Origin of the sequence: Amycolatopsis sp. WAC 04197, assembly GCF_003947475.1 — a bacterium.
Lineage (GTDB): Bacteria > Actinomycetota > Actinomycetes > Mycobacteriales > Pseudonocardiaceae > Amycolatopsis > Amycolatopsis japonica.
In genome coordinates this window covers 694,870-720,690 of record NZ_QHJK01000003.1, presented here as the reverse complement: position 1 = coordinate 720,690, position 25,821 = coordinate 694,870, and the positions used below count along the sequence as shown (strand labels likewise).

At 69.4% G+C, this 25,821-nt stretch carries 21 protein-coding genes and 1 pseudogene; 15 read left to right on the top strand and 7 right to left on the bottom strand.

Annotated features, from left to right (window positions below; genetic code table 11):
• A complete protein-coding gene (locus DMC64_RS16320) occupies positions 1–1,188 on the bottom strand; it encodes a Glu/Leu/Phe/Val dehydrogenase dimerization domain-containing protein (RefSeq protein ID WP_125734199.1) in 1,188 nt (395 codons plus the stop codon).
• A 163-nt stretch (positions 1,189–1,351) separates the two neighbouring features.
• On the opposite strand from DMC64_RS16320, the gene DMC64_RS16315 reads away from it, so the two are divergent.
• From DMC64_RS16315 to DMC64_RS16285, 7 genes are all read left to right on the top strand, one after another.
• The gene (locus DMC64_RS16315; protein WP_037337353.1) at positions 1,352–2,275 is read left to right on the top strand and encodes a LysR family transcriptional regulator; all 924 of its coding nucleotides are present in this window, start codon (positions 1,352–1,354) and stop codon (positions 2,273–2,275) included.
• 129 nt (positions 2,276–2,404) lie between these two features.
• Entirely contained in the window at positions 2,405–3,667 is a 1,263-nt protein-coding gene (locus tag DMC64_RS16310) for a glutamate-cysteine ligase family protein (protein WP_125734198.1), read from the top strand.
• Positions 3,664–5,013 (top strand): ergothioneine biosynthesis protein EgtB, encoded by a 1,350-nt coding sequence (gene egtB, locus DMC64_RS16305; RefSeq protein ID WP_125734197.1) that lies wholly within the window; start codon positions 3,664–3,666, stop codon positions 5,011–5,013. Before DMC64_RS16310 ends, egtB begins: the two co-directional genes overlap by 4 nt.
• 5 nt (positions 5,014–5,018) lie before the next feature.
• Positions 5,019–5,783 (top strand): ergothioneine biosynthesis protein EgtC, encoded by a 765-nt coding sequence (gene egtC / locus DMC64_RS16300; RefSeq protein ID WP_125734196.1) that lies wholly within the window; start codon positions 5,019–5,021, stop codon positions 5,781–5,783.
• Positions 5,780–6,757, top strand: a complete 978-nt coding sequence (gene egtD / locus DMC64_RS16295; RefSeq protein ID WP_125734195.1) for an L-histidine N(alpha)-methyltransferase — start codon at positions 5,780–5,782, stop codon at positions 6,755–6,757. Before egtC ends, egtD begins: the two co-directional genes overlap by 4 nt.
• 46 nt (positions 6,758–6,803) lie before the next feature.
• Entirely contained in the window at positions 6,804–7,226 is a 423-nt protein-coding gene (locus DMC64_RS16290; RefSeq protein WP_125734290.1) for a nitroreductase family deazaflavin-dependent oxidoreductase, read from the top strand.
• 156 nt (positions 7,227–7,382) lie between these two features.
• Positions 7,383–8,987 carry an alpha/beta hydrolase gene (locus DMC64_RS16285; RefSeq protein WP_125734194.1) on the top strand — a complete coding sequence of 535 codons (1,605 nt, stop codon included), beginning with the start codon at positions 7,383–7,385 and terminating at the stop codon, positions 8,985–8,987.
• Positions 8,988–9,195: 208 nt separating this feature from the next.
• On the opposite strand, the gene DMC64_RS16280 is transcribed toward DMC64_RS16285, so the two are convergent.
• The 3 genes from DMC64_RS16280 to DMC64_RS16270 are packed head-to-tail and all read right to left on the bottom strand — an operon-like array spanning position 9,196 to position 11,882.
• Positions 9,196–9,543: a darcynin family protein gene (locus DMC64_RS16280; RefSeq protein ID WP_125734193.1), complete on the bottom strand. Its 348-nt coding sequence runs from the start codon at positions 9,541–9,543 to the stop codon at positions 9,196–9,198.
• Between the two features lie 15 nt (positions 9,544–9,558).
• Complete coding sequence (locus DMC64_RS16275) at positions 9,559–10,449, bottom strand: SDR family oxidoreductase (protein WP_125734192.1); 891 nt, start codon at positions 10,447–10,449, stop codon at positions 9,559–9,561.
• Between the two features lie 14 nt (positions 10,450–10,463).
• A complete protein-coding gene (locus tag DMC64_RS16270) occupies positions 10,464–11,882 on the bottom strand; it encodes an MFS transporter (protein ID WP_199754997.1) in 1,419 nt (472 codons plus the stop codon).
• 144 nt (positions 11,883–12,026) lie between these two features.
• Here DMC64_RS16270 and DMC64_RS16265 point away from each other — a divergent pair, with 144 nt between their 5' ends.
• Both DMC64_RS16265 and DMC64_RS16260 read left to right on the top strand, forming a co-directional pair.
• Positions 12,027–12,980, top strand: a complete 954-nt coding sequence (locus DMC64_RS16265) for a LysR family transcriptional regulator (RefSeq protein ID WP_037337370.1) — start codon at positions 12,027–12,029, stop codon at positions 12,978–12,980.
• A gap of 135 nt (positions 12,981–13,115) precedes the next feature.
• Positions 13,116–13,559: pseudogene (locus DMC64_RS16260) on the top strand (MgtC/SapB family protein); the annotation flags it as partial.
• A gap of 112 nt (positions 13,560–13,671) precedes the next feature.
• On the opposite strand, the gene DMC64_RS16255 reads toward DMC64_RS16260, so the two are convergent.
• Both DMC64_RS16255 and DMC64_RS16250 read right to left on the bottom strand, forming a co-directional pair.
• Entirely contained in the window at positions 13,672–14,475 is an 804-nt protein-coding gene (locus DMC64_RS16255) for an alpha/beta fold hydrolase (RefSeq protein WP_125734189.1), read from the bottom strand.
• Between the two features lie 74 nt (positions 14,476–14,549).
• Complete coding sequence (locus tag DMC64_RS16250) at positions 14,550–17,357, bottom strand: aconitate hydratase (protein WP_125734188.1); 2,808 nt, start codon at positions 17,355–17,357, stop codon at positions 14,550–14,552.
• Positions 17,358–17,699: 342 nt separating this feature from the next.
• Between DMC64_RS16250 and DMC64_RS16245 the strand changes: the two genes are divergently transcribed.
• From DMC64_RS16245 to DMC64_RS16220, 6 genes are all read left to right on the top strand, one after another.
• Positions 17,700–19,049, top strand: a complete 1,350-nt coding sequence (locus tag DMC64_RS16245; protein WP_037337381.1) for an NlpC/P60 family protein — start codon at positions 17,700–17,702, stop codon at positions 19,047–19,049.
• 179 nt (positions 19,050–19,228) lie between these two features.
• On the top strand, positions 19,229–19,771 hold the full coding sequence (locus tag DMC64_RS16240; protein WP_125734187.1) for a molybdenum cofactor guanylyltransferase: 543 nt from the start codon (positions 19,229–19,231) through the stop codon (positions 19,769–19,771).
• A 44-nt stretch (positions 19,772–19,815) separates the two neighbouring features.
• Positions 19,816–22,092, top strand: a complete 2,277-nt coding sequence (locus tag DMC64_RS16235; protein WP_125734186.1) for a hypothetical protein — start codon at positions 19,816–19,818, stop codon at positions 22,090–22,092.
• A 92-nt stretch (positions 22,093–22,184) separates the two neighbouring features.
• Positions 22,185–23,255: a MoxR family ATPase gene (locus DMC64_RS16230; protein ID WP_125734185.1), complete on the top strand. Its 1,071-nt coding sequence runs from the start codon at positions 22,185–22,187 to the stop codon at positions 23,253–23,255.
• A gap of 69 nt (positions 23,256–23,324) precedes the next feature.
• The gene (locus tag DMC64_RS16225; protein ID WP_225950060.1) at positions 23,325–24,209 is read left to right on the top strand and encodes a DUF58 domain-containing protein; all 885 of its coding nucleotides are present in this window, start codon (positions 23,325–23,327) and stop codon (positions 24,207–24,209) included.
• Entirely contained in the window at positions 24,206–25,186 is a 981-nt protein-coding gene (locus tag DMC64_RS16220; RefSeq protein ID WP_037337392.1) for a VWA domain-containing protein, read from the top strand. The genes DMC64_RS16225 and DMC64_RS16220 overlap by 4 nt, the downstream gene beginning before the upstream one ends.
• A 77-nt stretch (positions 25,187–25,263) precedes the next feature.
• Here the strand turns inward: DMC64_RS16220 and DMC64_RS16215 are convergent, their stop codons facing one another.
• Positions 25,264–25,725, bottom strand: a complete 462-nt coding sequence (locus tag DMC64_RS16215; protein ID WP_037337394.1) for a tRNA (cytidine(34)-2'-O)-methyltransferase — start codon at positions 25,723–25,725, stop codon at positions 25,264–25,266.
• Positions 25,726–25,821 lie beyond the last annotated feature (96 nt).

Sequence of the window (25,821 nt, the reverse complement as noted above, 5' to 3'; positions counted from 1 at the left end):
TCAGGGGATGACCAACGCGGGGGCGGTTTCGGGAGTGGTGGCGTCCGAACGGGTGGTTTCGGCGAGCCGCAGCCCGGTGGTGCGGGGTGCGATCCGGTCGAGGTTCCACGAACTCAGCAGCAGCGCCACCTTCGCCCGCATCTCGGTCCTCAGGCGCAGGAACGAATCCGCGGGATCGGCGCCGACCTCGCCGAGCAGGAGCCACCAGGCCCACGCGGCCGCGCCGGCGTTCGCGACGAAGTCCGGGATCACCGGGATGCCACGGGCCGCCAGACCCGCCTCGGCGTCGGGCGTGGTCGCCGCGTTGGCCGCTTCGATGACGACCTTCGCCTTGACGACGCCCTGGTTCCCGGCGCGCAGCGCGTAGGAGATCGCCGCCGGGACCAGGATGTCCGCCTCCGTCGCCACGATCTCGTCGCGGGGGAGCAGCCGGACGTCGGCGGGGAGCCGGCTCCGGTCGATCTCGCCGTAGGAGTCCCGCAGTTCCAGCAGCGCTGGGATGTCGAGACCTTCGGGCCGGTACAGCGTCCCGGCCGCGTCGGCGACCGCGACGACCTTCATCCCGGCTTCGTGCAGGTACCAGGCCGCGCCGCCGCCCATGGTGCCGATGCCCTGGATGGCGACCGTGGTCTTCTCGGCGGCCCATTCCCACGCGTCGGCGACACCGAGGCAGGCCTGTGCGACGCCGTAGCCGCCGATCACGTCGCCGAGCAGGAGCCCGCCGGGGACCGGGGTGTTCAGCCCGGCCTGCACCCGGCGAAGGGTGTGCGCCGGATCGGCCGAACGCCGGATCGCGGCGTGGTACGACTGCTCGAGCCCGAGCTTCGCGAACACCTCGTCGATCAGGTGCTGGGGCACGCCGAGGTCTTCGGCGGTCACCCAGTGGTTGTCGATCCACGGCCGCAGGAACGAGCAGAACCGTTCCAGCACACCGAAAGCACGCTCGTCCTTCGGATCGAAGTCGATACCGCCCTTGGCCCCGCCGACCGGCAGGCCGAAGGTCGCGGTCTTGTTCGCCATCCCCCTCGCCAGGTCCTCGACCTCGGTCATCGTGCAGCCCGCGCGCATCCGGGTCCCGCCGGTCGCGATACCGGAGACCAGGCTGTGCACTACGAGGTAGCCGGTGGCACCGGTGACGGGGTCGGTCCAGACGAGCCTCATCAGCGGTTCGGCGTTCCTCGCGGTCATGCGGCCACCTCCTTCGTGGATTCGGGGTCGTTCCTGCGCCACTTCCGAGGGTGCGCCCCGGCGGGCGCGCGCGTCCATTTACCGAATCTGAACGATGATGTGCAGAGAAACTGGTGTAACGCGTCACCCGGCGTGCACGATCGCACCCGATTACGTTGGGGCCATGGAGCTTTCGTTGCACCGCCTGCGGATGCTCCGCGAGCTGAGCAGGCGCGGCACCGTCACGGCGGCCGCCGCTTCGTTGCATTACACCGCTTCGGCGGTATCGCAGCAGCTGGCTCAGCTGGAGCGGGACGTGGGCGCGAAGCTGTTCGAACGATTCGGCAGACGGGTGCAGCTGACCGAACTGGGGTTGCTGCTCACCGAACACGCCGAGGAGATCCTGGGGTCGGTCGAACGGGCGACACTGGCCTTGGAAGAGGCGCAGGAGACCGTTTCGGTGCGCCTCATGGCCGGAGTGTGGGCGTCGGTCGCTTCGGGGCTGTTGCCGCACGCTTTGGCCGCGCTCGCGGGTGAGCATCCGGGCATCCAGGTCCGGACCCGTGAGCTGGCTCCCGAGGACACCGCCGACGCCGTGCGTGACGGCGAGCTGGATCTGTCGTTCGTCCTCGACTACTCCGACGCGCCGATGCCGTGGGACGCGGGCCTGGAGCGCGCGGTGATCGCGGTCGAACGGCTGCACGCCGCCGTACCCGCCGGCGCGGTGCCCGCCGGAAGCGCGTCTTTACTCGAACTGGGTGAACATCCCTGGATCCTCGCCAGCCCGAAGAGTCATTTCGGCCGCGCGGTGCGCACCGCGTGTCACCGGCACGGGTTCGAACCCAAGATCAACCACGAGGTCGAGGAGCAGTCCACGGCGATGGCGATGGTCAGGGCGGGGCTCGGGGTGACCCTCGTTTCCGACCTCGGGCTCGGGCTCCGGCCGCCGGGGATCGACGTCGTCGCGTTGACCACACCGTTGCTCCGGACGGTTTCGATCGCCTACCGGACGACCTCGTCGCGGCGCCCGGCGCTGCAGCTGGTGATCGAGGCGGTGCGAAACGCGGCGGCGGCGCTGGGCCTGGGCACGGAGCCCGCTTTGCCCTGATCGTCCCGTCCCGGAACGTGGTCCGGCGATCCTGCCCGGCAAGAACCGGACTGATTTTGTCGGACCCCGCGTGTAGCGTCCGAAGTCAAGGCATCTCAGTTATCGGACAACCGACTGGACGGCGGAAAGATGACTACTGTTCATGATTTCCCCGAGAAGTCCGGGAGCGCGTCGAACGCGACGGCGAAGGTCCTCTCGGACCGCGCCGAAGGTGAGGCGTATGTGGCTTCCGTGTGCTTCAAACACGGGCCGCCGAGACTTCTCGGCGTAGAGCTGGAATTCACCGTGCACTACGCCGACGAACCCGCCCGGCCCCTCGATCCCGACGATCTCGCTGCCGCGCTCGGCCCGCACACGCCGCGGACGCTGCGCCCCGACAGCCCCGCCCTCCCGCTTCCGGCAGGTTCACCGCTGAGCCTCGAGCCCGGATGCCAGGTGGAGATCTCCGCTCAACCCCAGACCACGCTGCGCCACCTGGACGCCGTCGTCTCGGCCGATCTGGCCCATCTCGAAAGTCTTCTCGCCGCACGAGGCCTGTACCTGGGGGACACCGGGATAGACAGGTATCGTGCCCCCGCCCGCAAGCTGGGCACCCCGCGCTACGCCGCGATGGAACGCCGCTTCGCCCCGATGGGCGACGGCGGCGCCACGATGATGTGCAGCACCGCGGGCCTGCAGGTCTGCGTGGACGCCGGTGAGGCGCACGATCTGCCGGTGCGCTGGGCGGCCGTCCACGCGCTCGGTCCGCCCCTGCTCGCCGCCTTCGCCAATTCCCGGATCCACGCCGGACGCGACACCGGCCACGCGTCCGCACGCTGGCTCGCCGTCATGGAAACGGAAAAGGCCCGCACCCGGTCGGCGGAACCGGGCAAGGATCCGGCCGCGGAATGGGCGGGCAGGATCATGGACACCCCGCTGATGGTCCTTCCCGGACCGGACGGCCGCTGGGACGCGCCCGATTCCCTGACCTTCGCCGACTGGATCGACGGCCGGGGCGAGGGCGCCGGGCTCGGCAGGCCGACCGAGGACGACCTGGCCTACCACCTGACGACGTTCTTCACCCCGGTCCGTCCACAGGGGTATCTGGAGATCCGCTACCTGGACGCCCAGCCCGCCGCCAGCTGGCTGCACCCGGTGGCCCTGCTGGCCGCACTGCTCGCGCGCCCGTCCACAGTGGACAAGGTGCTCGAACTGTGCGAACCGGTCATAGGCCGATGGGAGTGCGCGGCCCGGTTCGGCCTCGCCGACCGGGCGATCGCCGACGTCGCGAGCAAGGTGGTGGACCTCGGTTGTGCCGAACTGGGCACGACCGGTCTGCCGCCGGAGACCATCACCGAGATCAGCGAGGGCGTGCAATCCCTCGTGAGGGGTTCGAGGAGCCACCAGTCATGAGCGTGGAAAGCACTGAGACCAACCCGCTTCGCGCGCTGAGCCCGCAAGACCTGCGGGCTCACGCGGCCGAGGCCCTCACCAGGGCCCGTGAGCGCAGTGTCGCGCTGACGAGCGTCGACGACGAAGACCTGGTCCGCCAGCATTCGAAACTGATGTCACCGCTGGTCTGGGATCTCGCGCACATCGGCAGCCAGGAGGAGCTCTGGCTGGTGCGCGACGTCGGCGGCCGCGAGGCGCTCAGGCCCGACATCGACGACATCTACGACGCGTTCCAGCACGCCCGCGCGGATCGCCCGGCGTTGCCGCTGCTGGGCCCCGAGGAGGCTCGCAAGTACGTCCGCGAGGTCAGGGAGAAATCCTTCGACATCCTGGAAACCGTTCCCCTGCAAGGCAGGCGGCTCACCGAGGACGCCTTCGCCTTCGGCATGATCACCCAGCACGAGCAGCAGCACGACGAGACGATGCTGGCCACCCATCAGCTGCGCAAGGGCGATCCGGTGCTGCACGCGCCCGCCCCGCCGCCGTCGCGGTCCGGGCCGCTGCCCGCGGAGGTGTTCGTACCCGGCGGTGCCTTCACCATGGGGACCTCCGCCGAGCCGTGGGCCCTGGACAACGAGCGTCCGGCGCACGATGTCGTGGTGGAGGCGTTCTTCATCGACACCACGCCGGTCACCTGTGGGGCGTATGCCGAGTTCCTCGACTCCGGCGGTTACGAAGACCCGAAGTGGTGGAGCGAGCGCGGCTGGGCGTACCGCAGCGAGCACGGCATCGACGCGCCGCGGTTCTGGAAACGGGAGCAGGACGGCTGGTGGCGGACGAGGTTCGGCGTCTACGAGAAGGTGCCCGCCGCGGAGCCCGTGGTCCACGTTTCCTTCCACGAGGCTGAGGCGTACGCGGCCTGGGCGGGACGGCGCCTGCCCACGGAGCCGGAATGGGAGAAGGCCGCCCGGTTCGATCCGGCGACCGGCCGGTCGCGCCGGTTCCCCTGGGGCGACGAGGAACCCACCCCCGACCACGCCAACCTCGGGCAGCGGCATCTGCGGCCCGCGGAGGTCGGCGCGTACCCGGCGGGTGTGTCGCCGCTGGGCGTCCATCAGCTGATCGGTGACGTCTGGGAGTGGACCAGCAGCGGTTTCGAGGCGTATCCGGGATTCGCCGCCTTCCCGTACAAGGAGTACTCGGAGGTGTTCTTCGGCGGGGACTACCGGATCCTGCGCGGTGGCTCGTTCGGCACGGACGCGGCGGCCATCCGCGGCACGTTCCGCAACTGGGATCACCCGATCCGGCGGCAGATCTTCTCCGGATTCCGCTGTGCCCGGGACGCGCGGCCGAGCGAGGTGGCCTGAGCGGCATGTGCCGTCACGTCGCGTATCTCGGCGAGCCGCGCTCGCCCGCCGAGACGCTTTTTCACGCCCCTCATTCGCTGCTTGTGCAGTCGTACGCCCCTCGCGACATGCGGGGCGGCGGCTCGGTCAACGCGGATGGATACGGCCTCGGCTGGTACGCCGAAGGCCCCGAGCCGCTGCGGCTGCGCCGGTCCGCTCCCTTGTGGACGGACGGGGATCTGCCCGCCCTCGCCGGATCGGTTCGGTCGCACGCCTTCCTGGCGGCGGTCCGCAACGGTACGACGGGGATGCCCGTGGTCGAGGCGGCGAACGCGCCGTTCACCGGCGGCGGCTACCTCTTCAGCCACAACGGGCTGGTGCGGGGCTGGCCGGACTCGATGGCCGAGCTCGCCGCGAAGCTGCCGATCACCCGGCTGCTGACGCTGGAGGCGACCACGGATTCGGTACTGCTGTGGGCTTTGCTGCGTGAACGGCTCGAGGCGGGCGAAGACCCGCTCGCGGCCGTCACCTGGCTGACCGGAGTGGTCGAGGAGGCGGGCCCGGGTTCCCGGCTCAATCTCCTGCTGACCGACGGCCGGACGCTCATCGGTACCGCGTGGACGCATTCCCTGTCCTATCGGGACACCGGAGACGGTGTGCTCGTCGCGTCGGAACCGTGCGACGACGATCCCGGCTGGACCCCCGTTCCCGACCACCACGCCGTCCGGGTCACCGGCGCCGGCGTGGAGATCCTGCCCCTCGAAGCCGATCGGAGCCCTGAGGCACGATGACCGAACTCGACCTCGACGTACACCACAGCGAATCGGATATCACCGAGCAGCTGCGCGCGGACGTCCGTGCCGGCCTGGAGGCGGACCAGAAGTGGTTGTCGCCCAAATGGTTCTACGACGCGCGCGGCAGCGAGCTGTTCGAAAAGATCACCGCCCTTCCCGAGTACTACCCGACCCGGAGCGAACGGGAGGTGCTCGCCACGCGCGGCGGCGAGATCGCCGAAAGCTCGGGCGCGCACACCCTCGTCGAACTCGGCTCCGGATCGAGCGAGAAGACGAGGCTCCTGCTCGACGCGCTCACGAGCCACGGCACGTTGAAGGAGTTCGTCCCGCTCGACGTCTCCGAGACCGCGCTCGCCGAGGCCGCGGAAGCCATCACCGCCGACTACCCGTCCCTCGAGGTCCGAGGCGTGGTCGGTGACTTCACCCAGCATCTGGACCTGCTGCCGGGCGACCGGCCGCGGATGGTGGTCTTCCTCGGCGGCACGATCGGCAACTTCCTCCCCGCCGACCGCGCCACCTTCCTGCGCTCGGTCCGGGAGGTGCTCGACGAAGGGGAGTGGTTCCTTCTCGGGACGGACCTGGTGAAGGACCGGGAGACCTTGGAGCGTGCTTACGACGACGCCGCCGGGGTGACCGCCGAGTTCAACCGCAACATGCTCCACGTGATCAACAACGGCCTCGGCGCGAACTTCGACCCGGCCGCGTTCGACCACGTCTCGTATTGGGACGAAGAGAACGAATGGATCGAAATGCGGCTGCGGGCACGTGAGCCGCTGACCGTCGACATCCCGGGTGCCGACCTGCAGGTGAAGTTCGACGAGGGCGAATACGTGCGCACCGAGATCTCCGCGAAGTTCCGGCGGGAGGGAATCGCCGCGGAACTGGCCGAAGCCGGTTTCTCCGTGGAGAAATGGTGGACGGACTCGGAATCGCGGTTCGGGGTGAGCCTGGCAAGATCTGTCCGTGGCTAACCCTCTCACTTCGCTCGCCCGCGTGCTCGGCACCAAACCGTGGCTGATGGGGCTCGCGGGCGGGATCATCTGGGTGGACAAGAGACTCCACCGGCTGTTCAAGGGGAAGGTGAGCCTGGTCGCGCTGGCCGGGCTCCCTTCCCTGCGGCTGACCACGACCGGCCGGAAGAGCGGGCTGCCCCGCAGTACCAATCTTCTGTACTTCCCGCACGAGGAAGGTTTCGTGCTCGTCGGCTCCAATTGGGGGAGGCCGAACGATCCGGCGTGGACGCACAATCTGCGCTCGCATCCCGACGCGGTCGTCGCGCTGGCGGGCAAGGAGATCCCGGTCAGGGCCAGGGAACTACTCGGAGACGAGTACGAGGCGATGTGGAAACGGCTGCTGGAGTTCTGGCCCGGTTACTCCATGGAGGAGAAAGCCGCTTGCCGTGTGTTACCGATTTTCGAGTTGAAGACAACCACTCGATAGGTTCGTACCATCCTTTCGGCCGGTGACTGGGTTACCGGCCTGTGCGAGGCTCCTTGGGTGTTACGCGCCGTGACGTCGGCGGCGCATCGCGCGACGTGGTCCGACACGTCGCCAGCCGAGGGAGGAGTCGTTTTGCCGAGATCCACAAGGAGGCCGGTGCGCGGTTTCGCACTGGTAGGGGCACTCGTGGCCGGCGCCGCGCTGACCGGGGCGTCCGGGACGGCGGTCGCCGCCCAGGAGGCCGGGCCGCCCGCCGCCCAGGTCGGTGCGACGGCGCCGGTGAACTGGGGTGCCTGCACGGCGGACCAGCTCCGCGGTGTTCCGGCCGATCAGGTGAAGTTCTACAGCTGTTCGCGGTATCGCGTGCCGATCGACCACGACAACGCGGCGCTCGGCACGATCGACATCGCGATGCTGAAGCGGGCGGCGAAGACGCCCGACAAGAAGGTCGGTTCGCTGTTCCTCAACCCGGGCGGCCCCGGCGGCTCCGGGTTCCGGATGCCGATCGGCGCGGCGAACTACTTCCAGCCGCAGGTGCTGGACCGGTTCGACCTGATCGGGTTCGACCCGCGCGGGGTCGGCGCCAGCAACCCGCTCAAATGCTTCACCACGCAGGAGGACGCGGACGACGTCTTCGCCGCGCAGGTCCCCGTGCCGCTGTCGCGACAGGAGATCTCCGGGACGCTGGCCTCGTACCGTGACTACGGCCAGTTCTGCAAGAACAACGCGGGCGCGCTGCTGAACCACATGTCCACCAAGGACGTCGTGCGTGACCTCGACAAGATGCGGGCGGCCGTCGGCGACCAGAAGCTGACCTTCGTCGGCTTCTCGTACGGGACCCTGATCGGGTCGACGTACACGTCGATGTTCCCGAAGCAGAGCCGGGCGATCGTCATCGACGGCAACGTCGATCCGGCGCTGCGCACCAGCGACGGCGTGCAGTACGACCGCGAGCGCGCTCGCGGGTTCGAGATCGCGCTGGACGCCTTCCTGCGCAAGTGCGCGCAGGTCGGGCCGAAGTGCTCCTTCAGCGCGGGCACGCCGCGGGCGAAGTTCGACGAGATCCGCGACCACCTGCGGCAGCAGCCGGTCAAGCTGCCGGACGGGAGCAGCTACGACATCAACGCGTTCACCAGCACGGTGGCCGGGGTGTTGTACTCGCCGACGTCGTTCCCGCCGCTGGCCGACGATCTGCAGGCGCTGTACAACGTCGTCCACCCGCCCGCCGCGCAGGCACAGACGGCTCAGGCCGTCGAGCTGAAGGTGCTGCGGTCCGGGGCGAACGGGCGCGCGGACGCGAACCCGGACAGCCCGTACACCGGCGACGACTCGTACTTCGCCGTGAACTGCTCGGACAAGAAGATCACGATCAAGCAGGAGAAGGTCCCCGAGATCGCCGCGAAGTGGGAGAAGGAATCGCCCACTTTCGGTCGCTACCAGGCGTTCTCGGACGTGGCGGGCTGCCCGGTGTGGCCGGTGAAGAAGCCGGACGTCTACCGCGGCCCGTGGCAGGCCAAGACCGACACCCCGGTCCTGGTCGTCGGCAACTTCTACGACCCGGCGACCCAGTACCTGTTCTCGAAGCGGATGGCCGACGAGCTGGGCAACGCCCGGCTGCTCTCGGTCGACGCCTTCGGGCACTGCATCCTGGGCGACTCGCTCGGGGTGGACAAGGTGACGGCCGACTACCTGATCGATCTGAAGGTCCCGGCCAACGGCCAGGTCTTCCAGCCGAACGTCCAGCCGTTCGAAACCGCCTGATCCCGGGCTGAACACCGCGAAGGCCACCGTCTCGGCGGTGGCCTTCGCGGCGTCCGGGGACCGGTCCCGAACTTCCGGCCCTAGGGTTCCGGACGGGGAGGGCCGGATTGGCCGGACGATTTGCTCGTCCAGGAGATCCGGGTGGGTAACCAGGGCACCGGCTTCGGCTTGGTCGCGGCCGCCGGTGCGCCTGGCTCACCCATCGGGCTCAGGTTTCGACGCTCGCGTAGGCGTCCAGACCGTAGTTCGTGGCATACGCGTTCTCGACCCCGACCAGGAGGTCGACCACCTCGAAGTACCGGTCCCAGAACGGCGTCTCGCGCAGCGCCTCGACGAGCAGCTGGTACGAGTGGTGGTCGTCGGCCTCCCACACCCATACATCGGTCACTCGCGCGGAGTAGAACTCGGTGTCGAAGAAGCGGGACCGGACGCCCTTCACTTTGCTTTCGATGGCGGGGAGGACGTCGGTCTTGAAGGCCGCCACCCGTTGTTCGACGGTGAGGCCGAGCCACTCGGGTGTGGTCTTCACCAGCATGAAAGCGGTCACTGCCGACATGGTGCTTCCTCTCGATCAGGCGTAAGCGCCGGCTTCGATGTCCTCGGCCAGGCTCGGTCCGGACGGGGTCCACTTCAGGAGTTCGCGGGTGCGCGCGCTGGACGCGGACATGTCCAGCGCGAAGAACCGGCCGACGAACCCGAAGTGCTCGGCGGCGTTCTCCGGTGCCACGGACACCACCGGGACGTCGAGCGTCCGTCCGATGGCTTCGGCGATCTCCTTCGTGGTGACGGCTTCTTCCGCGACCGCGTGGAGCAGTGAGCCGGTGGGCGCGCCTTCCAGTCCCAGCCGGACGAGCCGGGCCGCGTCGGTGCGGTGCACGGCGGCCCAGGCGGCGGTGCCGTCGCCGAGGTAGCCGGAAACGCCATGCTTGCGGGCGGCCGCGACGAGGGCGGCGACGAAACCGTGGTCGCCCACGCCGTGCACGGACGGTGCGAAGCGGGCACTGATCACCCGCATGCCCTTTTCGGCGTACTCGAGCGCGAGGTTCTCGGCGCCGCCACGGTGGGAGTCGGGGCCGACGGCGGGGGAGAGGTCGGTCTCGGTGGCGGGCCGTCCGGTGGCGAGGGTCGAGAGGCCCGCGGCGAGGACGAAGGCCCGGCCGGTGCCGGTCAAGGCATCGGCGAAGGTCTGGACGGCCGCCCGCTCGGCCCGGTTGGACTCCGCGGGGTCGCCCCAGTCGTGCTTGTTCGCCAGGTGGATGACGGCGTCGGCCGCCTCGGCTCCCGCGCGGAGGCCGTCGAGATCGTCCAGGTCGCCGCGACGGATCCGGGCGCCCTTCCGCTCCAGCGTGGCGGCGGAGTCGTCCGATCGGGCGAGGCCGGTGACTTCGTGGCCGGCGTCGAGCAGTTCGTCCACGACGGCCGAGCCGATCCAGCCGGTCGCTCCGGTGACGAATACGTGCATGGGAAATGCTCCTTCTACTTGGTGGTGCGGGAAAGTCGTGATTGCAGGACGACGAGCGTCCCGAGGATGAGCACGCTCACCCCGATCACCCGGAGTGCCGTGCTCGCGCCGGTGACGAACGCGGAGATCACCTCGGGCGAGCGGCCGGGTACGGCGGCCAGCGCCTGCGCGACGGTGTGCGGATCGTGGGTCTCGCGGATGTCTTCCGGCAGCGCCGCGACGAAGCGTCCGGTGAGGACGGTGCCGATGACCGCGACCCCGAGCGCGCTGCCGAATTCGCGCGTGGTGGCCTGAAGTCCGGCGCCGACACCGGCCTGCGCAGGGGGCAGTGAACCGGAGATCGCGGCGGACAACGTCGAGAGGGCCAGCGTGACACCGATCCCGGTCGCCACGAGCCAGGCCGCGTAGACCGGATACGGCGTCGAAGTGTCGCTTGTGGACAGTCCGATGAGGCCGCAGCCGCAGAAGAGGAACGCGATGGCGACGACGACGTCGACGCCGAAGCGCTGGACGAGCTTGCCCACGTGCCGCGCGCCGAGGACGACCGGGACGGTCAGCGGGATGATCCCGAGCCCGGTCGGCAGTACCCCGAAACCCTTGCCGTACTGGAGGAAGGACGCGTTGACGTAGAACAGCGCGAACATCCCGAAGAAGATCGCGGTCATGCCGAGACAGGCGCTGCGCAGCGCGGGCACCCGGAACAACCGGGGATCGAGCAACGGGTGCTCGGCCTTCAGTTCCGCGAACGTCCACAGGGCGAACAACACGAGCGAACCGGCGAATCCGCCCAGGACGATCGGGCTGGTCCAGCCTGCTTCCGGACCTTCGACGATGCCGAGCAGCAGCGCGACCGACGCGCCGACGAGCAGGACGGCGCCGAGCGGGCTGAGCGGCCGCTCGTGTCGCGGGGAGACCGGCGCGATCCGGGCGACGAGCGCGGCGAGCACCAGCGAGAGCGGGACGGCGGCCGCGAACAGCCAACGCCACGATCCGCTCGTCAGTACGGCACCGCCGCCGACATTCCCCACGACACCGCCAATCCCGGTCATCGAGGCCCAGGTCGCGATGGTCACGCCCTTGCGCTCGGCGGGGACGGCGTGCAGCAGGACGGCGAGCGTGTTGGGCAGCACCGCGGCGGCCCCGATCCCGGTGATCGCCCGGCCCGCCAGCAGGAAGGGCACGTTCGGCGCGATCGCCGACAGCAGTGCGCCGAACGCGAGAAGCGCCAGGCCCGCGAGCAGGACCCCCTTGCGGCCGAAGCGATCGCCCGCCGCTCCACCGGGAATCACCAGGCAGGCGAAGAAAACGACGTAGGTGTCGACGATCCAGATCAGCGCCGACGCGGACGGGTGGAGGTCGCTCGCGGCGAGCATCGGGACGGCGAGGTTGATCGCGGCGACCATCCCGACGACGAGTACGACACAGGCGCACATGGCGGTCAACAGGCCGCGTCGGTTCGCCGCGGTTTCGGGAGCGTCGCGGATTTGGAGTCGGAGTGGCATGTCCACGACGCTATGGGACTGCGGGTTCTTCGCGCCACGCAACATTGGCAACAGTGAGTTGCGTACAATGCAACTATGGCCGATCAGCTGGATCTGAACCTCTTGCGGGTGTTCGACGCCTTGCTGCGGGAGGGCAGCGTGACGGCGGCCGCCGAACGACTGCATCTGTCGATCCCGGCGGCGAGCCGGGCGCTGGGCCGGTTGCGGCGCGCGATGGGGGATCCGATCCTCGTGCGCGCCGGCCGCGGGATGGTGCCGACGCCGTTCGCGCTCCGCACGGCCCCGCGGGTGCGATCGCTGCTCGACGAGGCGTCGGCACTGATCAGCGCGGACCGCGAGTTGTCGCTCGGCGACCTCGAACGCACTTTCACCATCCGCATCAACGACGGCGTCGCCGCGACACTGGCGACGGCCGCCGTCGAGGCGACCGCCGCCGTCGCTCCGGGCGTCGTCCTGCGCTTCGTCGCGGAAGGCAGCGAAAGTACCGAAGCCTTGCGAGACGGTTCGGTGGACCTGGACATCGGCGCGGGTGACATCACGGCCCCCGACATCCACTCGGAGCTGCTGTACCACGAACGTGTGGTCGCGATCGTCAGGGCGGACGGTCCGCTCGGCGGTGTACGGCGTCCGACGCTGGCGCAGCTTTGCCGCTATCCCCACGTTTCCGCGTCACGGCGGGGCCGGGGCAGGGGACCGCTCGACGACGTGCTCGAGGCGGCCGGACTCCAGCGCCGGGTCGCCGCGGTCGTCCCCACCTCCGCGGTCGCCGCGTTCCTGGTCGCGTCGAGCGACTACGTCGGGCTCGCGCCCCAGCGGCTCGCCGAGCACTACGGCCGGTCACTCGGCATCCGCTGGTTCCCGATCCCCGCCGAGCTTCCGCGGATCGAGGTCTGCCAGCTCTGGCACGCGCGGCTCGACGCCGATCCGGCCCAGCGCTGGCTGCGTGACACGATCCACGCCGCGCTCGGGCCGTCCGGTGGTAGAGTCCCGAAGGTTGATCAACACCGATCGAGTACGAAAGCGAGGTGAGCGGCACATGCCGGAAGACAGTTCTGGACCGACCGGACGTGGTCGCCGTTCACCCGGGTGCGCGGTGCGCTGACCTTCTCCGGTCTCCTTTCCCTGTCTGGCTTTGTGTACGCACGCCAGAAAAGAGCCGGAATCATGAACACCTTCGAAATGCTGCTCAGGGTCGGCACCGGCGTCGGCCTGGGCGCCGTCATCGGCATCGAGCGCCAGTACCGCGCCCGGATGGCCGGACTCCGCACCAACGCCCTCGTCGCCGTCGGCGCGACACTCTTCGTCCTGTTGTCCGCGCACGGTTTCGGCGGGCTGAACACCAGCGGTGACGCCGACCCGACGCGAGTCGCGGCCCAGATCGTCTCCGGGATCGGTTTCCTCGGCGCCGGCGTGATCCTGCGCGACGGCCTGAACGTGCGCGGGCTCAACACCGCGGCCACCCTCTGGTGCTCCGCCGCCGTCGGATCCCTTGCGGGAGCGGGACTTTACGTCGTCGCACTCGCCGGGACGGCGGTGATCGTCGGGGTCAACGTGCTGTTGCGCCCGCTCGGCCGCGTCGTCGACCGTCGCCCGGAGAACAGGGAAGACGACCTCGTGAGTGGTAAGGACGCTTAGAAACGTCCGGTGTTCGGTCCGTGAAGGCCTCCTTGAGGGACCCAGAGTCCCTCAAGGAGGCCTTCACGGACTTGCGGAACGCCACTCACGAGCAGGAAAGGAAATCCAGCAATATCCGGGAGAACTCCGCGGGCTTCTCCAGATTGATCATGTGCGCGACCCCGGGGACGACCAGTTTCCGGGCGTCGTGTGCCTCGTTTTCGATCTGGTCCGCGATGGCGATGATGTCCGAGGAATCCAGATCCCCCACCAAGGTCAGGGTGCGCGGGGTCAGCTCGCCGGTGCGCTCGATGGCCCGTAGCTCGTCCATCAGCGTGAAACCGGCGAGTCCGTGGCGCACGATCGTCTGCGTGTACATCTCCTGGCACAGCAGCCGGACCCGTTGATCGACGTCCGCGGGCGCACGCCGGGGCCCGTCCACCCACATGCGCAGGAGGCACTCGATGGCGGCGGGAAGATCGCCCCGCGCGCCCGCTTCTTCGAGTTTCTTGTTCTGCTCCAGGACGAACGGATCCTTCGTCACCATCGCGCTGAGGCCGGTCGCGACGAGGACGAGGTTCTCGACCAGCTCCGGATACGTCAGCGCGAAATCGACCGCGATCCGCCCGCCGCCGGACAGGCCGACCAGTGACGTGCGGGGGAGTTCCAGCGCGGTCATCAGCGCGCGGAGGTCCTCGTAGTGCCTGAACCGTTCCGTCGGAGTGGACGACTCGCCGTGTCCGCGCGCGTCGTACCGGATGACGGTGTGGTGGCGTCCGAGTTCGCGCATCTCGGCATCCCACATCCGGGAGTCGAGCATGCCGCCGTGGAGCAGGACGACGGGATCACCCTCGCCCCGGATCTCGTACGCGAGCTCGCCGTTCCCGACCTGGATTCGACCGTGGGCCATACGTCCACGCTACCGAAGAACGCACGAAGGCCCCTTTCCCGAAAGTGCGGGGAAAGGGGCCTTCGCGGGTGTGCTTACGCCTGGGTCATCTTCCGCAGGACGTACTGCAGGATGCCGCCGTTGCGGTAGTAGTCCGCCTCACCCGGGGTGTCGATGCGGACGTCCGCGTCGAACTCCACCTTGGTGCCGTCGGTCTTCGTCGCGGTGACGTGGACCGTGCGCGGGGTCTCGCCGTCGTTCAGCTTCGTGATACCCGAGATGTCGAACGTCTCGGTGCCGTCGAGGCCGAGCGACGAGGCCGACTCGCCCGCCGGGAACTGCAGCGGGATGACGCCCATGCCGATCAGGTTCGACCGGTGGATGCGCTCGAACGACTCGGTGATCACCGCGCGCACGCCCAGCAGGCGCGTGCCCTTGGCCGCCCAGTCACGCGACGATCCGGAGCCGTACTCCTTGCCGCCCAGGACGACCAGCGGGATGTCCTGCGCCGCGTAGTTCTGCGCCGCGTCGTAGATGAACGCCTGCGGGGCGTCGGCCTGGGTGAAGTCGCGGGTGTAGCCGCCCTGCACGTCGTCCAGCAGCTGGTTGCGCAGCCGGATGTTCGCGAAGGTGCCGCGGATCATGACCTCGTGGTTACCGCGACGCGAGCCGTAGGAGTTGAAGTCCTTCTTCTCCACGCCGTGCTCGGTCAGGTACTGCGCGGCCGGGGTGCCCGGCTTGATCGCGCCGGCGGGGGAGATGTGGTCGGTGGTGACCGAGTCGCCCAGCTTCGCCAGCACGCGCGCGCCGGCGATGTCGGTGACCGGGGCGGGCTCCGCCTGCATGCCCTCGAAGTACGGGGGCTTCCGGACGTAGGTGGACTCCGCGTCCCAGTCGAAGGTCTTGCCCTCGGGGGTCGGCAGCGACTTCCACCGCTCGCCACCGTCGAAGACGTCGGCGTAGTCCTTGGTGAACATCTCCTGCGTGATCGCGTAGTCGATGGTCTCCTGGATCTCCTTGGCCGACGGCCAGATGTCCTTCAGGAAGACGTCGTTGCCGTCGGAGTCCTGGCCGAGCGGCTGGGTCTCGAAGTCGAAGTCCATCGTGCCGGCGAGCGCGTACGCGATGACCAGCGGCGGCGACGCGAGGTAGTTCATCTTCACGTCGGGGTTGATGCGGCCTTCGAAGTTCCGGTTGCCCGAGAGCACCGAAACCGCGGTGAGGTCGTTCTCCTGGATCGCCGCGGAGATCTCGTCCGAGAGCGGGCCGGAGTTGCCGATGCAGGTGGTGCAGCCGTAGCCGACCAGGTGGTAGCCCAGCTTCTCCAGGTACGGCCAGAGGCCGGCCTTGTCGTAGTAGTCGGTGACGACCTGCGAACCCGGCGCCATCGAGGTCTTGACCCACGGCTTGACCGCGAGGCCCTTGTCGACCGCGTTCCGCGCGAGCAGCGCGGCGCCGAGCATGACCGACGGGTTGGAGGTGTTGGTGCACGAGGTGATCGAGGCGATCACCACGGCGCCGTGGTCGAGGATGAACTCGCCGCGGTCCGAGGTGCTGACCTTGATCGGGTTGGTCGGGCGGCCGCTGTGGCCGTTCGCCGCCGACTGGATGTCGACCGCGCCCTCGTCCTTGAAGGACAGGGCGGCCGGGTCGCTGGCCGGGAAGGACTCCTCGACGGCCTCGTCCACGTTGGTGTGCGGGACCTGCTCGCCACCCACGTAGTCGTGGATCGACTTGCGGAACGAGTTCTTCGCGTCGGTGAGCTCGATGCGGTCCTGCGGGCGCTTCGGGCCGGCGATCGACGGGACGACCGTCGACAGGTCCAGCTCGAGGTACTCGGAGTACTCCGGCTCGTGCGACGGGTCGTGCCAGAGGCCCTGCTCCTTGGCGTAGGCCTCGACGAGCGCGACCTGCTCCTCGGAGCGGCCGGTGAGCTTGAGGTACCGGACGGTCTCCTCGTCGATCGGGAAGATCGCCGCGGTGGAGCCGAACTCGGGGCTCATGTTGCCGATGGTGGCGCGGTTCGCCAGCGGCACCGCGCCGACGCTCTCGCCGTAGAACTCGACGAACTTGCTGACCACGCCGTGCTTGCGCAGCATCTCGGTGATGGTGAGCACGACGTCGGTGGCGGTCACGCCGGTCGGGATCTCGCCGGTGAGCTTGAAGCCCACGACGCGCGGGATGAGCATGGAGACCGGCTGGCCCAGCATGGCGGCCTCGGCCTCGATGCCGCCGACGCCCCAGCCCAGCACGCCGAGGCCGTTGACCATGGTGGTGTGCGAGTCGGTGCCGACGCAGGAGTCGGGGTACGCCTGGCCGTTGCGGGCCATCACCGTGCGCGCGAGGTGCTCGATGTTGACCTGGTGCACGATGCCGGTGCCCGGCGGGACGACCTTGAACTCGTCGAAGGCGCCCTGGCCCCAGCGCAGGAACTGGTAGCGCTCGCGGTTGCGCTCGTACTCGATCTCGACGTTGCGCTCGAAGGCGTCGGCCCGGCCGAAGACGTCGATGATGACGGAGTGGTCGATGACCAGTTCGGCGGGGGCGAGCGGGTTGACCTTGTCCGGGTCGCCGCCGAGGTCGGTGACGGCCTCGCGCATGGTGGCGAGGTCGACGACACAGGGCACGCCGGTGAAGTCCTGCATGATCACGCGCGCGGGCGTGAACTGGATCTCGATCGACGGGTCGGCCTTGGCGTCCCAGTTGCCGAGCGCGCGGATGTGGTCGGCGGTGATGTTCGCGCCGTCCTCGGTCCGCAGCAGGTTCTCGAGCAGGATCTTCAAGCTGTAGGGAAGGCGCTGGGAGCCCTCGACCTTGTTCAGGCGGAAAACCTCGTAGGAGGAGTCGCCCACCTTCAGCGTGTCTTTGGCGCCGAAGCTGTCCTTGCTGGCGGGTGCGGTCACTTCTAACTCCAGTGGCGGGTCAGTTCGGTGTGTTCTCCAGGTCGTTCGGGCCGACCCGGAGCGAGTGTTGCGCACCCCCACCGTAGGTCCGGACCCGGGATGGCACACCTCGTTCGTCCTTTCAAACAGTACGCCCGTCCTGTTTGGCTTGGCAAGCCGACACGCGGGTCGCGAAGGTCTCATCGACCTGCGGCCGTTCGAGTGACGAAACGTTCGTCTGTTCGTCCCCCGTTGAGGGGAAATGGTGCCTACGGTGTGTAAGTTCCTGGTGGTGCTTCTGGTAATGCTGTGACGGCAGTGGCACAGTGAGCTCATTGTTCAAGATCAGGAGGTGGGTGGATCGTGCGTGGTGAAGCCGGGTCGGGGACCGGTGCCCGCCGTGGCATGACCATCGGCGCCCTCGGCATCGCCCTGTTGCTCGGGGTGACGGGTACCGCCGTTGCGGTACCGCCGCCTCCGCCGAATCCCAGCGACTCCGAGATCAACTCCAGCAAGGCCGACGCCAACGCCAAGGCGGGTGACGTCGGCAGGCTCACGAACCAGCTGGCCCAGGCCGAGTCGAAGCTCGCGCAGCTCAACGACGACGTCGAGCTGAAGATGGAAGAGGCCAACAAGGCCAGGGTCGACGCGGAGACCGCGCAGGACGAAGCCGCGCAGGCCGATCGCGAGGCGCGGTCCGCGCGCACCGAATCCGACGCCGCGCAGGCGACCATCGACAAGGCCCGCGCCGATCTCGACAAATTCGCCGCCGCGAGCTTCCAGCAGGGCAGCACGATCGGCTCGGTGTCGGCGTACCTGACCGCCAACAGCCCCAAGGAACTCCTCGGCCGAGCCCAGATGCTCGACGCGGTCGGCGGCAGCAGGCTCAACGCGCTCGACGCGATGAAGCGCGCGCAGACGGACAAGTCCAACAAGGACGCGACCGCGCGCAAGAAGCTGGAGATCGCGCAGGAGCGCAAGCGCGCGGCCGAGGCGGCCAAGCACGAGGCCGACAACGCGCAGAGCGCCGCGCAGCACGCCCAGGACACCCAGGCCGCGCAGAACCAGAAACTCGAAGCCGACAAGGCCAGTGTCGAGAAGCAGCTCTTCGAAGCACAGCAGAAGGTCAACGGCCTGCAAGGGCAGCGGCAGCGCTACGAGGACTGGAAGGCGCAGAAGGCCCGCGAGGACGAGGAGCGCGCCCGTCAGGCCGCTCTCGCCGCGGAAAGGCCCAGTCAGGGCGGCGGTGGCCGTCCGTCCGGCAGGCCCGTCCAGTCGGCTCCGGCCGGGGCGAGCGTCGAGGCCGTCGTCCGGCGGGCGCTCGCGCAGCTCGGAGTGGTCTACGCGTGGGGTGGCGGCAACACCTCCGGCCCCACCCGCGGTATCCGCGACGGTGGTACGGCCGACCGCTACGGCGACTACAACAAGATCGGCTTCGACTGCTCGGGTCTGATGATCTACGCGTTCGCCGGGGTGAAGTCGCTTCCGCACTACAGCGGCTACCAGTACAACGCCGGGCGCAAGGTGCCGCTCTCCCAGATGCGCCGCGGCGACATGCTCTTCTGGGGCGGCAGCGCGCGGGGCATCCACCACGTCGCGATGTACCTCGGGAACGGCCAGATGGTCGAGGCGCCGCAGTCGGGCCTGCGGGTCCGGATCGCGCCGGTGCGGTACGGCGGCATCATGCCGTACGCGACCCGCTTGATCGGCTAGAGCGTGTCTCCCGAACTGAAGGCGGCAGGTCGGGCGAGGGCACGCGCGCGCGTTTCTTTTCGGCCGGAGGCCTCGGATTTGCGGAGGCGGGCCGCTGACACGGCTGAGCGAGTAGCTCCCCCATGCCGCGGCCCGGCTGCGGAAATCCGAAAGCGCGCTTCGAGAAGTAGAGGCTAGGTGTGGCGTACGCGGGGATCGTGCTGGCGGGCGGCGCCGCGCGCCGGCTGTCCGGTGTGGACAAACCCGCGCTCCCCGTCGGCGGGAAACCGTTGCTGGCCAGGGCTTTGACGGCCCTCGCGGACGCGGATCCGGTGGTCGTCGTCGGCCCGGAACGGCCGGGATTCGGCGACGTCGTCTGGACCAGGGAAACGTCGCCGGGAACGGGTCCGGTGGCCGCGCTGGCGGCCGGGCTCGCGCTGGTGCGCACGGAGCTCGTCGTGGTGCTGGCCGGTGATCTCGCCGGCGTCCGGAAATCCACTGTGGACCGCTTGCTGGCGGGGCTCGGCCGGGCCGCGGGGGCGGTGCTGGTCGACGCCTCGGGGGAGCGGCAGTGGCTGCTCGGCGCCTGGCGCGCGGAGGCCTTGCGCGACGCCCTGCCGGAAACGGTGGAGAACGCGTCGCTTCGGCGGACGTTGGGCGGGCTGGAGATCGTCGACGTGCCCGAAGAGCCCGGGGAGAGCGCCGACATCGACACGCCGGAGGATCTGGACCGGTTTTCCTGACCGAAGCCGGGGAACGCGGGCGGGCGGTTCGGCATCATGAGCCGGTGAGCGACCTGCATCCGGACGAGTACGAGTCGGACCTCCTGCGCGACGGCGAGGGTTTCATCGAGGATTTCGACACGTGGTCCGCGCTGCTCGCGTTGGAGGCCGTGCTCGACGAGGCGCTCTCCGAACCTGAGATCGCTTCGGGACTCCGCAGGGAGGGACTTCGCGCCGAAGACGCCCGCACGGCCGTGCTCGGCGACGTCACCGCGCTCGCGCGGATCCGGATGGAGCGGGAACGGGCGGACGTGACCTTCGAACGGCCCCGGCGCCTCCCAGTCCGGCGGGTGACCTTCCGTGAGGCGGGCTGGTTGCTCGTGACCTGCGCGCTTCTCGTCGGGTACCTCCGGATCCTGCAGCTGACGTGGTCGTCGATGCCGTTGCCGTTCCAGCTGGTCGGCGTGCTGGGACTCGGCGGCGTGATCGGGATGGCCGTCCTGGTCATCGGCCGCCGGATCCCCGGGCTCTTCGTCACCGAGGGCTGGCAGCGCACCGAGGAGTGGGCGCATCCGGAGATGGTCGGCTTGGGCGACCGGTGGGAGTTCGCGCTGCGCGAGATCGTCCTGCCCGCGCTCCGGGACCATCTGCGGGATCACCGGCGGATCCGCTCGGGCCTGGAGCTCGTCTTCGAGGAACCGGACGCCTCGGCGGAGCTGGAAGCGGGGCTCGTGCGGACGGCCGCGGTGAAACGGCTGCGGCGGATCGTCGATCGGGCCGACTCGGTGGCCGTCGCGCTCGCCGGGCACCGGGGGACCGGCAAGACCACGTCGATCCGCTCGCTGGAACAGGGCCTGCTGAGCCGGTCGGACCGGGCGGCGCCCCTGGTCGTGGTCGCCTCCGCGCCCGCCGCGTACGAGGCCCGCGACTTCGTGCTGCACCTGCACGCGTTGCTCTGCAAGGCGGTGCTGGCGAAGATCTCGAAGGGTTCGCGAACGGTGTCCGGCCGGCTCCGTCGTCGGCGGATGCTCGGGCGCTCATTCCGGAAGGCGTTGGCGTTCCTGGTGTTCTGGGGAGTGGCGGCGTCGGCCGTCTGGCTGCTGTGGGGCGGGACGCCGTGGCCGGACCTCTGGACGCTCGCCCTCGATGTCGTGAACGGGCGGGTGACGCCTCAGCAGGTGTGGACGGGACAGTCCACAGCGAAGCTCGTCGCCCTCGGGGTGGTGTCGCTGTTCCTGCTGCGGCTGGTGTTCGGCGTGGTGGTGGCCGGGGCCGCGGTCGTCCGGCTGCTGATCGCACGCCGCCGGGACATCCGCCTGGCGGGCTTCCGCCGCCTCACCGAACAGCAACTCGACCGGATCCGGTTCCTGCAGACCTACACGACCGGGTGGTCCGGGAAGCTCAGCATGCCGCTGAAGGGGGAAGCCGGTCGCACCTGGTCGACTCAGCGTGCGGAACAGCAGCTCACCCATCCGGAGGTCGTGGACAAGTTCCGCGAGTTCGCCGAAGAGGCGGCTCGGCGGCTCGACGTGGAGCGGGTCGCCGGCCGGGTCGTGATCGCGATCGACGAACTGGACAAGATCGGCGAGCCCGACAAGGCGCACCAGTTCATCAACGACGTGAAGGGTGTCTTCGACGTTCCGGGGTGCCTGTTCTTCGTGTCCGTTTCGGACGACGCCGTCCTCGGTTTCGAACAGCGGGGGCTCGGTGTCCGGGACGCCTTCGACAGCGCGTTCTCGGAGATGGTGCGGCTCGAACCGTTCACTTTGGACGAAAGCAGGCTCTGGATCGCCTTGCGGCTGCGGGGGATCTCCGAACAGTTCTGCTACCTGGCGCATTGCCTGTCGGGAGGCCTGCCCCGCGACCTCAAACGCTGCGCCACCGAGATGGTCGATCTCGCGAACGAGGTCTACCAGCCGTCTTTGGAGATCGTCGCGCGAAGCCTCGTCACGGGGGAGCTGGCGGGCAAGGCCCGTGCCTTCATCGCCACCGCGGCCACCTTGGACCGCTCGCCGGAACTGGTCGCGCTGACCACGGAACTGCTCGGCATCCCGGGCACGGAGGAGCCGGAAGCGCTGGCCGCGATCGCCGAACGGCTGGTGGCCGGCGGCGACACCGACGCCGCCGCGATCAGCGATCTGCGCTGGCACAGCGGCTGTTTCGTGCTGTTCTGCGCGACCGTGCTGGAGGTCTTCGACGACACGCTGACCGGCGACCGGCTGACGCCCGGCCTGCACCGGCTCGCCGTCGTCCGCCAGCGGATGGCGATGCATCCGAAACAGGCGTGGGACGACCTGGTGAAATTCCGCGGCGAGGCCCCTTCACAGCCGTCATACCGCTGATCGGGTTGGCTACCGTCACGAACGGCTGTGTCACCGACCACTACGGTCACATCCGGACGCAAGAACGCAAGCGGGGAACACAGGAGGCACGAGTGACCGAGCCCGGCTACGCCGACGGCGCGCAGCAGCAGCCCGGAACGCCGGCGCGGGACGCCCAGTTGCTGGAGCGGACCGTGTTCGAGGTCAAGCGGATCATCGTCGGCCAGGACAGGCTGGTCGAGCGGATGCTGGTCGGCCTGCTGGCCAGGGGACACCTCCTGCTCGAAGGTGTGCCCGGTGTCGCGAAGACCCTCGCCGTCGAGACCTTCGCGCGAGTGGTCGGCGGCTCGTTCTCGCGTGTGCAGTTCACCCCGGACCTGGTCCCCGCCGACATCCTCGGCACCCGGATCTACCGGCAGGGCGCCGAGCGGTTCGACGTCGAGCTCGGCCCGGTGGTGGCGAACTTCGTGCTCGCCGACGAGATCAACCGCGCGCCCGCCAAGGTGCAGTCGGCGATGCTGGAGGTGATGGCCGAGCGGCACGTGTCGATCGGCGGCCAGACCTTCCCGATGCCCGACCCGTTCCTCGTGCTCGCCACGCAGAACCCGATCGAGAACGAGGGTGTGTACCCGCTGCCCGAGGCGCAGCGTGACCGCTTCCTGTTCAAGATCGTCGTCGAGTACCCGACGGCCGAGGAAGAGCGCGAGATCATCTACCGGATGGGTGTCACCCCGCCCACCCCGCAAGAGGTGCTCAGCCCGGCGGAGCTCGTGCGGCTGCAGAACGTCGCTTCGCAGGTCTTCGTGCACCACGCGCTGGTCGACTACGTCGTGCGCCTCGTGCTCACCACCCGTACGCCGAACGAGCACGGCCTCGCCGACGTCGCGGGCTGGGTTTCCTACGGCGCTTCGCCGCGTGCCAGCCTCGGCATCATCGCCGCGGCCCGCGCGCTGGCGCTGGTCCGCGGGCGGGACTACGTGCTGCCGCAGGACGTGGTCGACGTCGTTCCCGACGTGCTGCGTCACCGGCTCGTGCTGTCCTACGACGCGCTGGCCGACGGCGTCCCCATCGACCACATCATCACGCGGGTGCTGCAGACCGTGCCGCTGCCGCAGGTCTCGGCCCGTCCGCAGGGCGGCGCCGGGCAGGGCGGCCCGGTCCCGGCCGGCGCACCCGTCAGGTAAGGAACTCGCGTGAAGAACGAGAAGGGCGAACGTCCTTCCTGGGCTCCGCCGGTACTCCGCGGGGAGCGGATGGAGGCGGGCCTGCGCACGCTCGAACTCGACGTGCGCCGCCGTCTCGACGGGCTGCTGCAGGGGAACCATCTCGGCCTGGTGCCGGGGCCCGGTTCGGAACCGGGGGAGGCCCGGCCGTACCAGCCCGGTGACGACGTCCGCCGGATGGACTGGGCGGTCACCGCGCGCACGACGAGCCCGCATATCCGGGAGACCGTCGCCGACCGCGAACTGGAGACGTGGCTGGTGGCGGACGTGTCCGCGAGCCTCGACTTCGGTACGGCGCTGTGCGAGAAACGCGACCTGGTCGTCTGCGCGACGGCCGCGGTCGCGCACCTGACCGGCGGTGGCGGCAACCGGATCGGCGCGCTCGTCTCCAACGGGGCGGGCAGCATCACGCGCATCCCGGCGCGCGGCGGGCTCCCGCACGCGCGGGGGCTGGTCCGCAAGATCGCCGAGACCCCGCGTGCCGAGGAAGGTGTCCGCGGGGATCTCGCGGCGGCACTGGAGAAACTGCGCCGTCCGCCGCGCCGTCGCGGGCTCGCCGTCGTGATCTCCGACTTCCTCGGCGACACCGAATGGCAGCGTCCGTTGCGGGCGCTCGGCGGGCACCACGACCTCATCGCCATCGAAGTCCTCGACCCGCGCGACATCGACCTGCCCGACGTGGGCACCGTCGTGCTGGCCGACCCGGAGACAGGGAAACAGCGCGAAGTGCACGCTTCGGCCTTGCTGCGCAAGGAATTCGGCGCCGCGGCGCACGCACACCGGCAGGAGGTCGCGGCCGCGCTGCGCCGGGCCGGTGCCGCGCATCTGGTGCTGCGCACCGATTCGGACTGGATCGCCGACATGGTCCGGTTCGTGGTGGCCCGCAAGCGCCGCTGGTCCGGTGGTGTCGCGTGAGCCTCACCGGATTCGCGTCGCCGTGGTGGTTCCTGCTGCTGCTGGCGGTCGCCGGGGTGGTCGTGGGCTACGTGCTGTCCCAGCGCGCGCGGCGCAAGCGCACCATGCGGTTCGCCAACCTGGAACTGCTGGAGAAGGTCGCGCCGAAGAGCCAGGGCTGGGTGCGGCACGTTCCCGCGATCCTGATCGTGCTCTCGCTGCTGGTACTCACCGTCGCGCTCGCCGGGCCGACGGCCGAGCAGAAGGTGCCCCGCAACCGGGCCACCGTGATGCTGGTGATCGACACCTCGCTGTCGATGGAGGCGACCGACGTCGCCCCGACCCGGCTGAAAGCGGCGCAGGAGTCGGCGCGGTCGTTCGCGCAGAACATGACTCCGGGCGTGAACCTCGGGCTGATCTCCTTCGCGGGGACGGCGACCGTGCTGGTCGCGCCGACCACCGATCGCGGTGGCGTGGTGAAGGCGATCGACAACCTGAAGCTGGCGCAGTCGACGGCCACCGGTGAAGGGATCTTCGCCGCGTTGCAGTCGATCGAGAGCTTCTCGGCGATCGTCGGTGGCGCGGAAGGACCGCCGCCCGCCCGGATCGTCCTGATGAGTGACGGCAAGCAGACCGTCCCGGACGACCTGTACGCCCCGCGTGGCGGCTACACGGCCGCGCAGGCGGCGAAGCAGGCGCAGGTGCCGATCTCGTCGATCTCGTTCGGCACCACGCACGGTTCGGTCGACATCGACGGCAAACCGCAGGACGTGAAGGTCGACGACGAATCGCTGGAGGAGATCGCGCGGCTTTCGGGCGGTGACTTCTACAAGGCGGCGAGCGCGGACGAGCTGAAACGCGTGTACGACGACCTCGGCGAGCAGATCGGGTACGAGCTCAAGGATGCCGACGCGAGTCGTCCTTGGGTCATCCTCGGGACTTTGGTGCTGATGATCGGGGCCGCGGCTTCGCTCTTCCTGGGGCAGCGCCTGCCCTAGCCGTCTCGCGACGTGTCATGAAAGGGTCGTTCAGGACAAAAGATGTCCTGAACGGCCCTTTCATGACATCCGGGCGGCTACGGGGTCGCGAAGCCGTTCTGCCGCCAAGCCTCGTACACGCTGATCGCAGCGGTGTTCGAAAGGTTCAGCGACCGGCTCGACGGCAGCATCGGCAGCCGCACCCGGTCCGTCACCTGCGGGGACTCCTGGATCTCGGCGGGCAGCCCCGCCGACTCCGGCCCGAACATCAGGACGTCGCCGGGCTCGTACGCGACGTCGGTGTGCAGCCGCGTCGCCGAGGCGCTGAACGCGTAGACCCGGGCGGGCAGCAAAGCCGCCCACGCCGCGTCGAGATCCGCGTGGACGTGGACGCGCGCGAGGTCGTGGTAGTCGAGCCCGGCGCGCCGCAACTGCTTGTCCTCCAGTGTGAAACCGAGCGGCTCCACCAGGTGGAGCTCGCAGCCGGTGTTCGCGGTCAAGCGGATCGCGTTACCCGTGTTGGGCGGGATTTCGGGGCGGTAGAACAGGATGCGGAACACGAGGGTTGATCGTCTTTCGTTCACGGGCGCTTCGCCTGAGCGCGGCCGGGCGGCCATCAAGCCGGACGAGCATGAGGCCCGCCCGTGACCATCCCA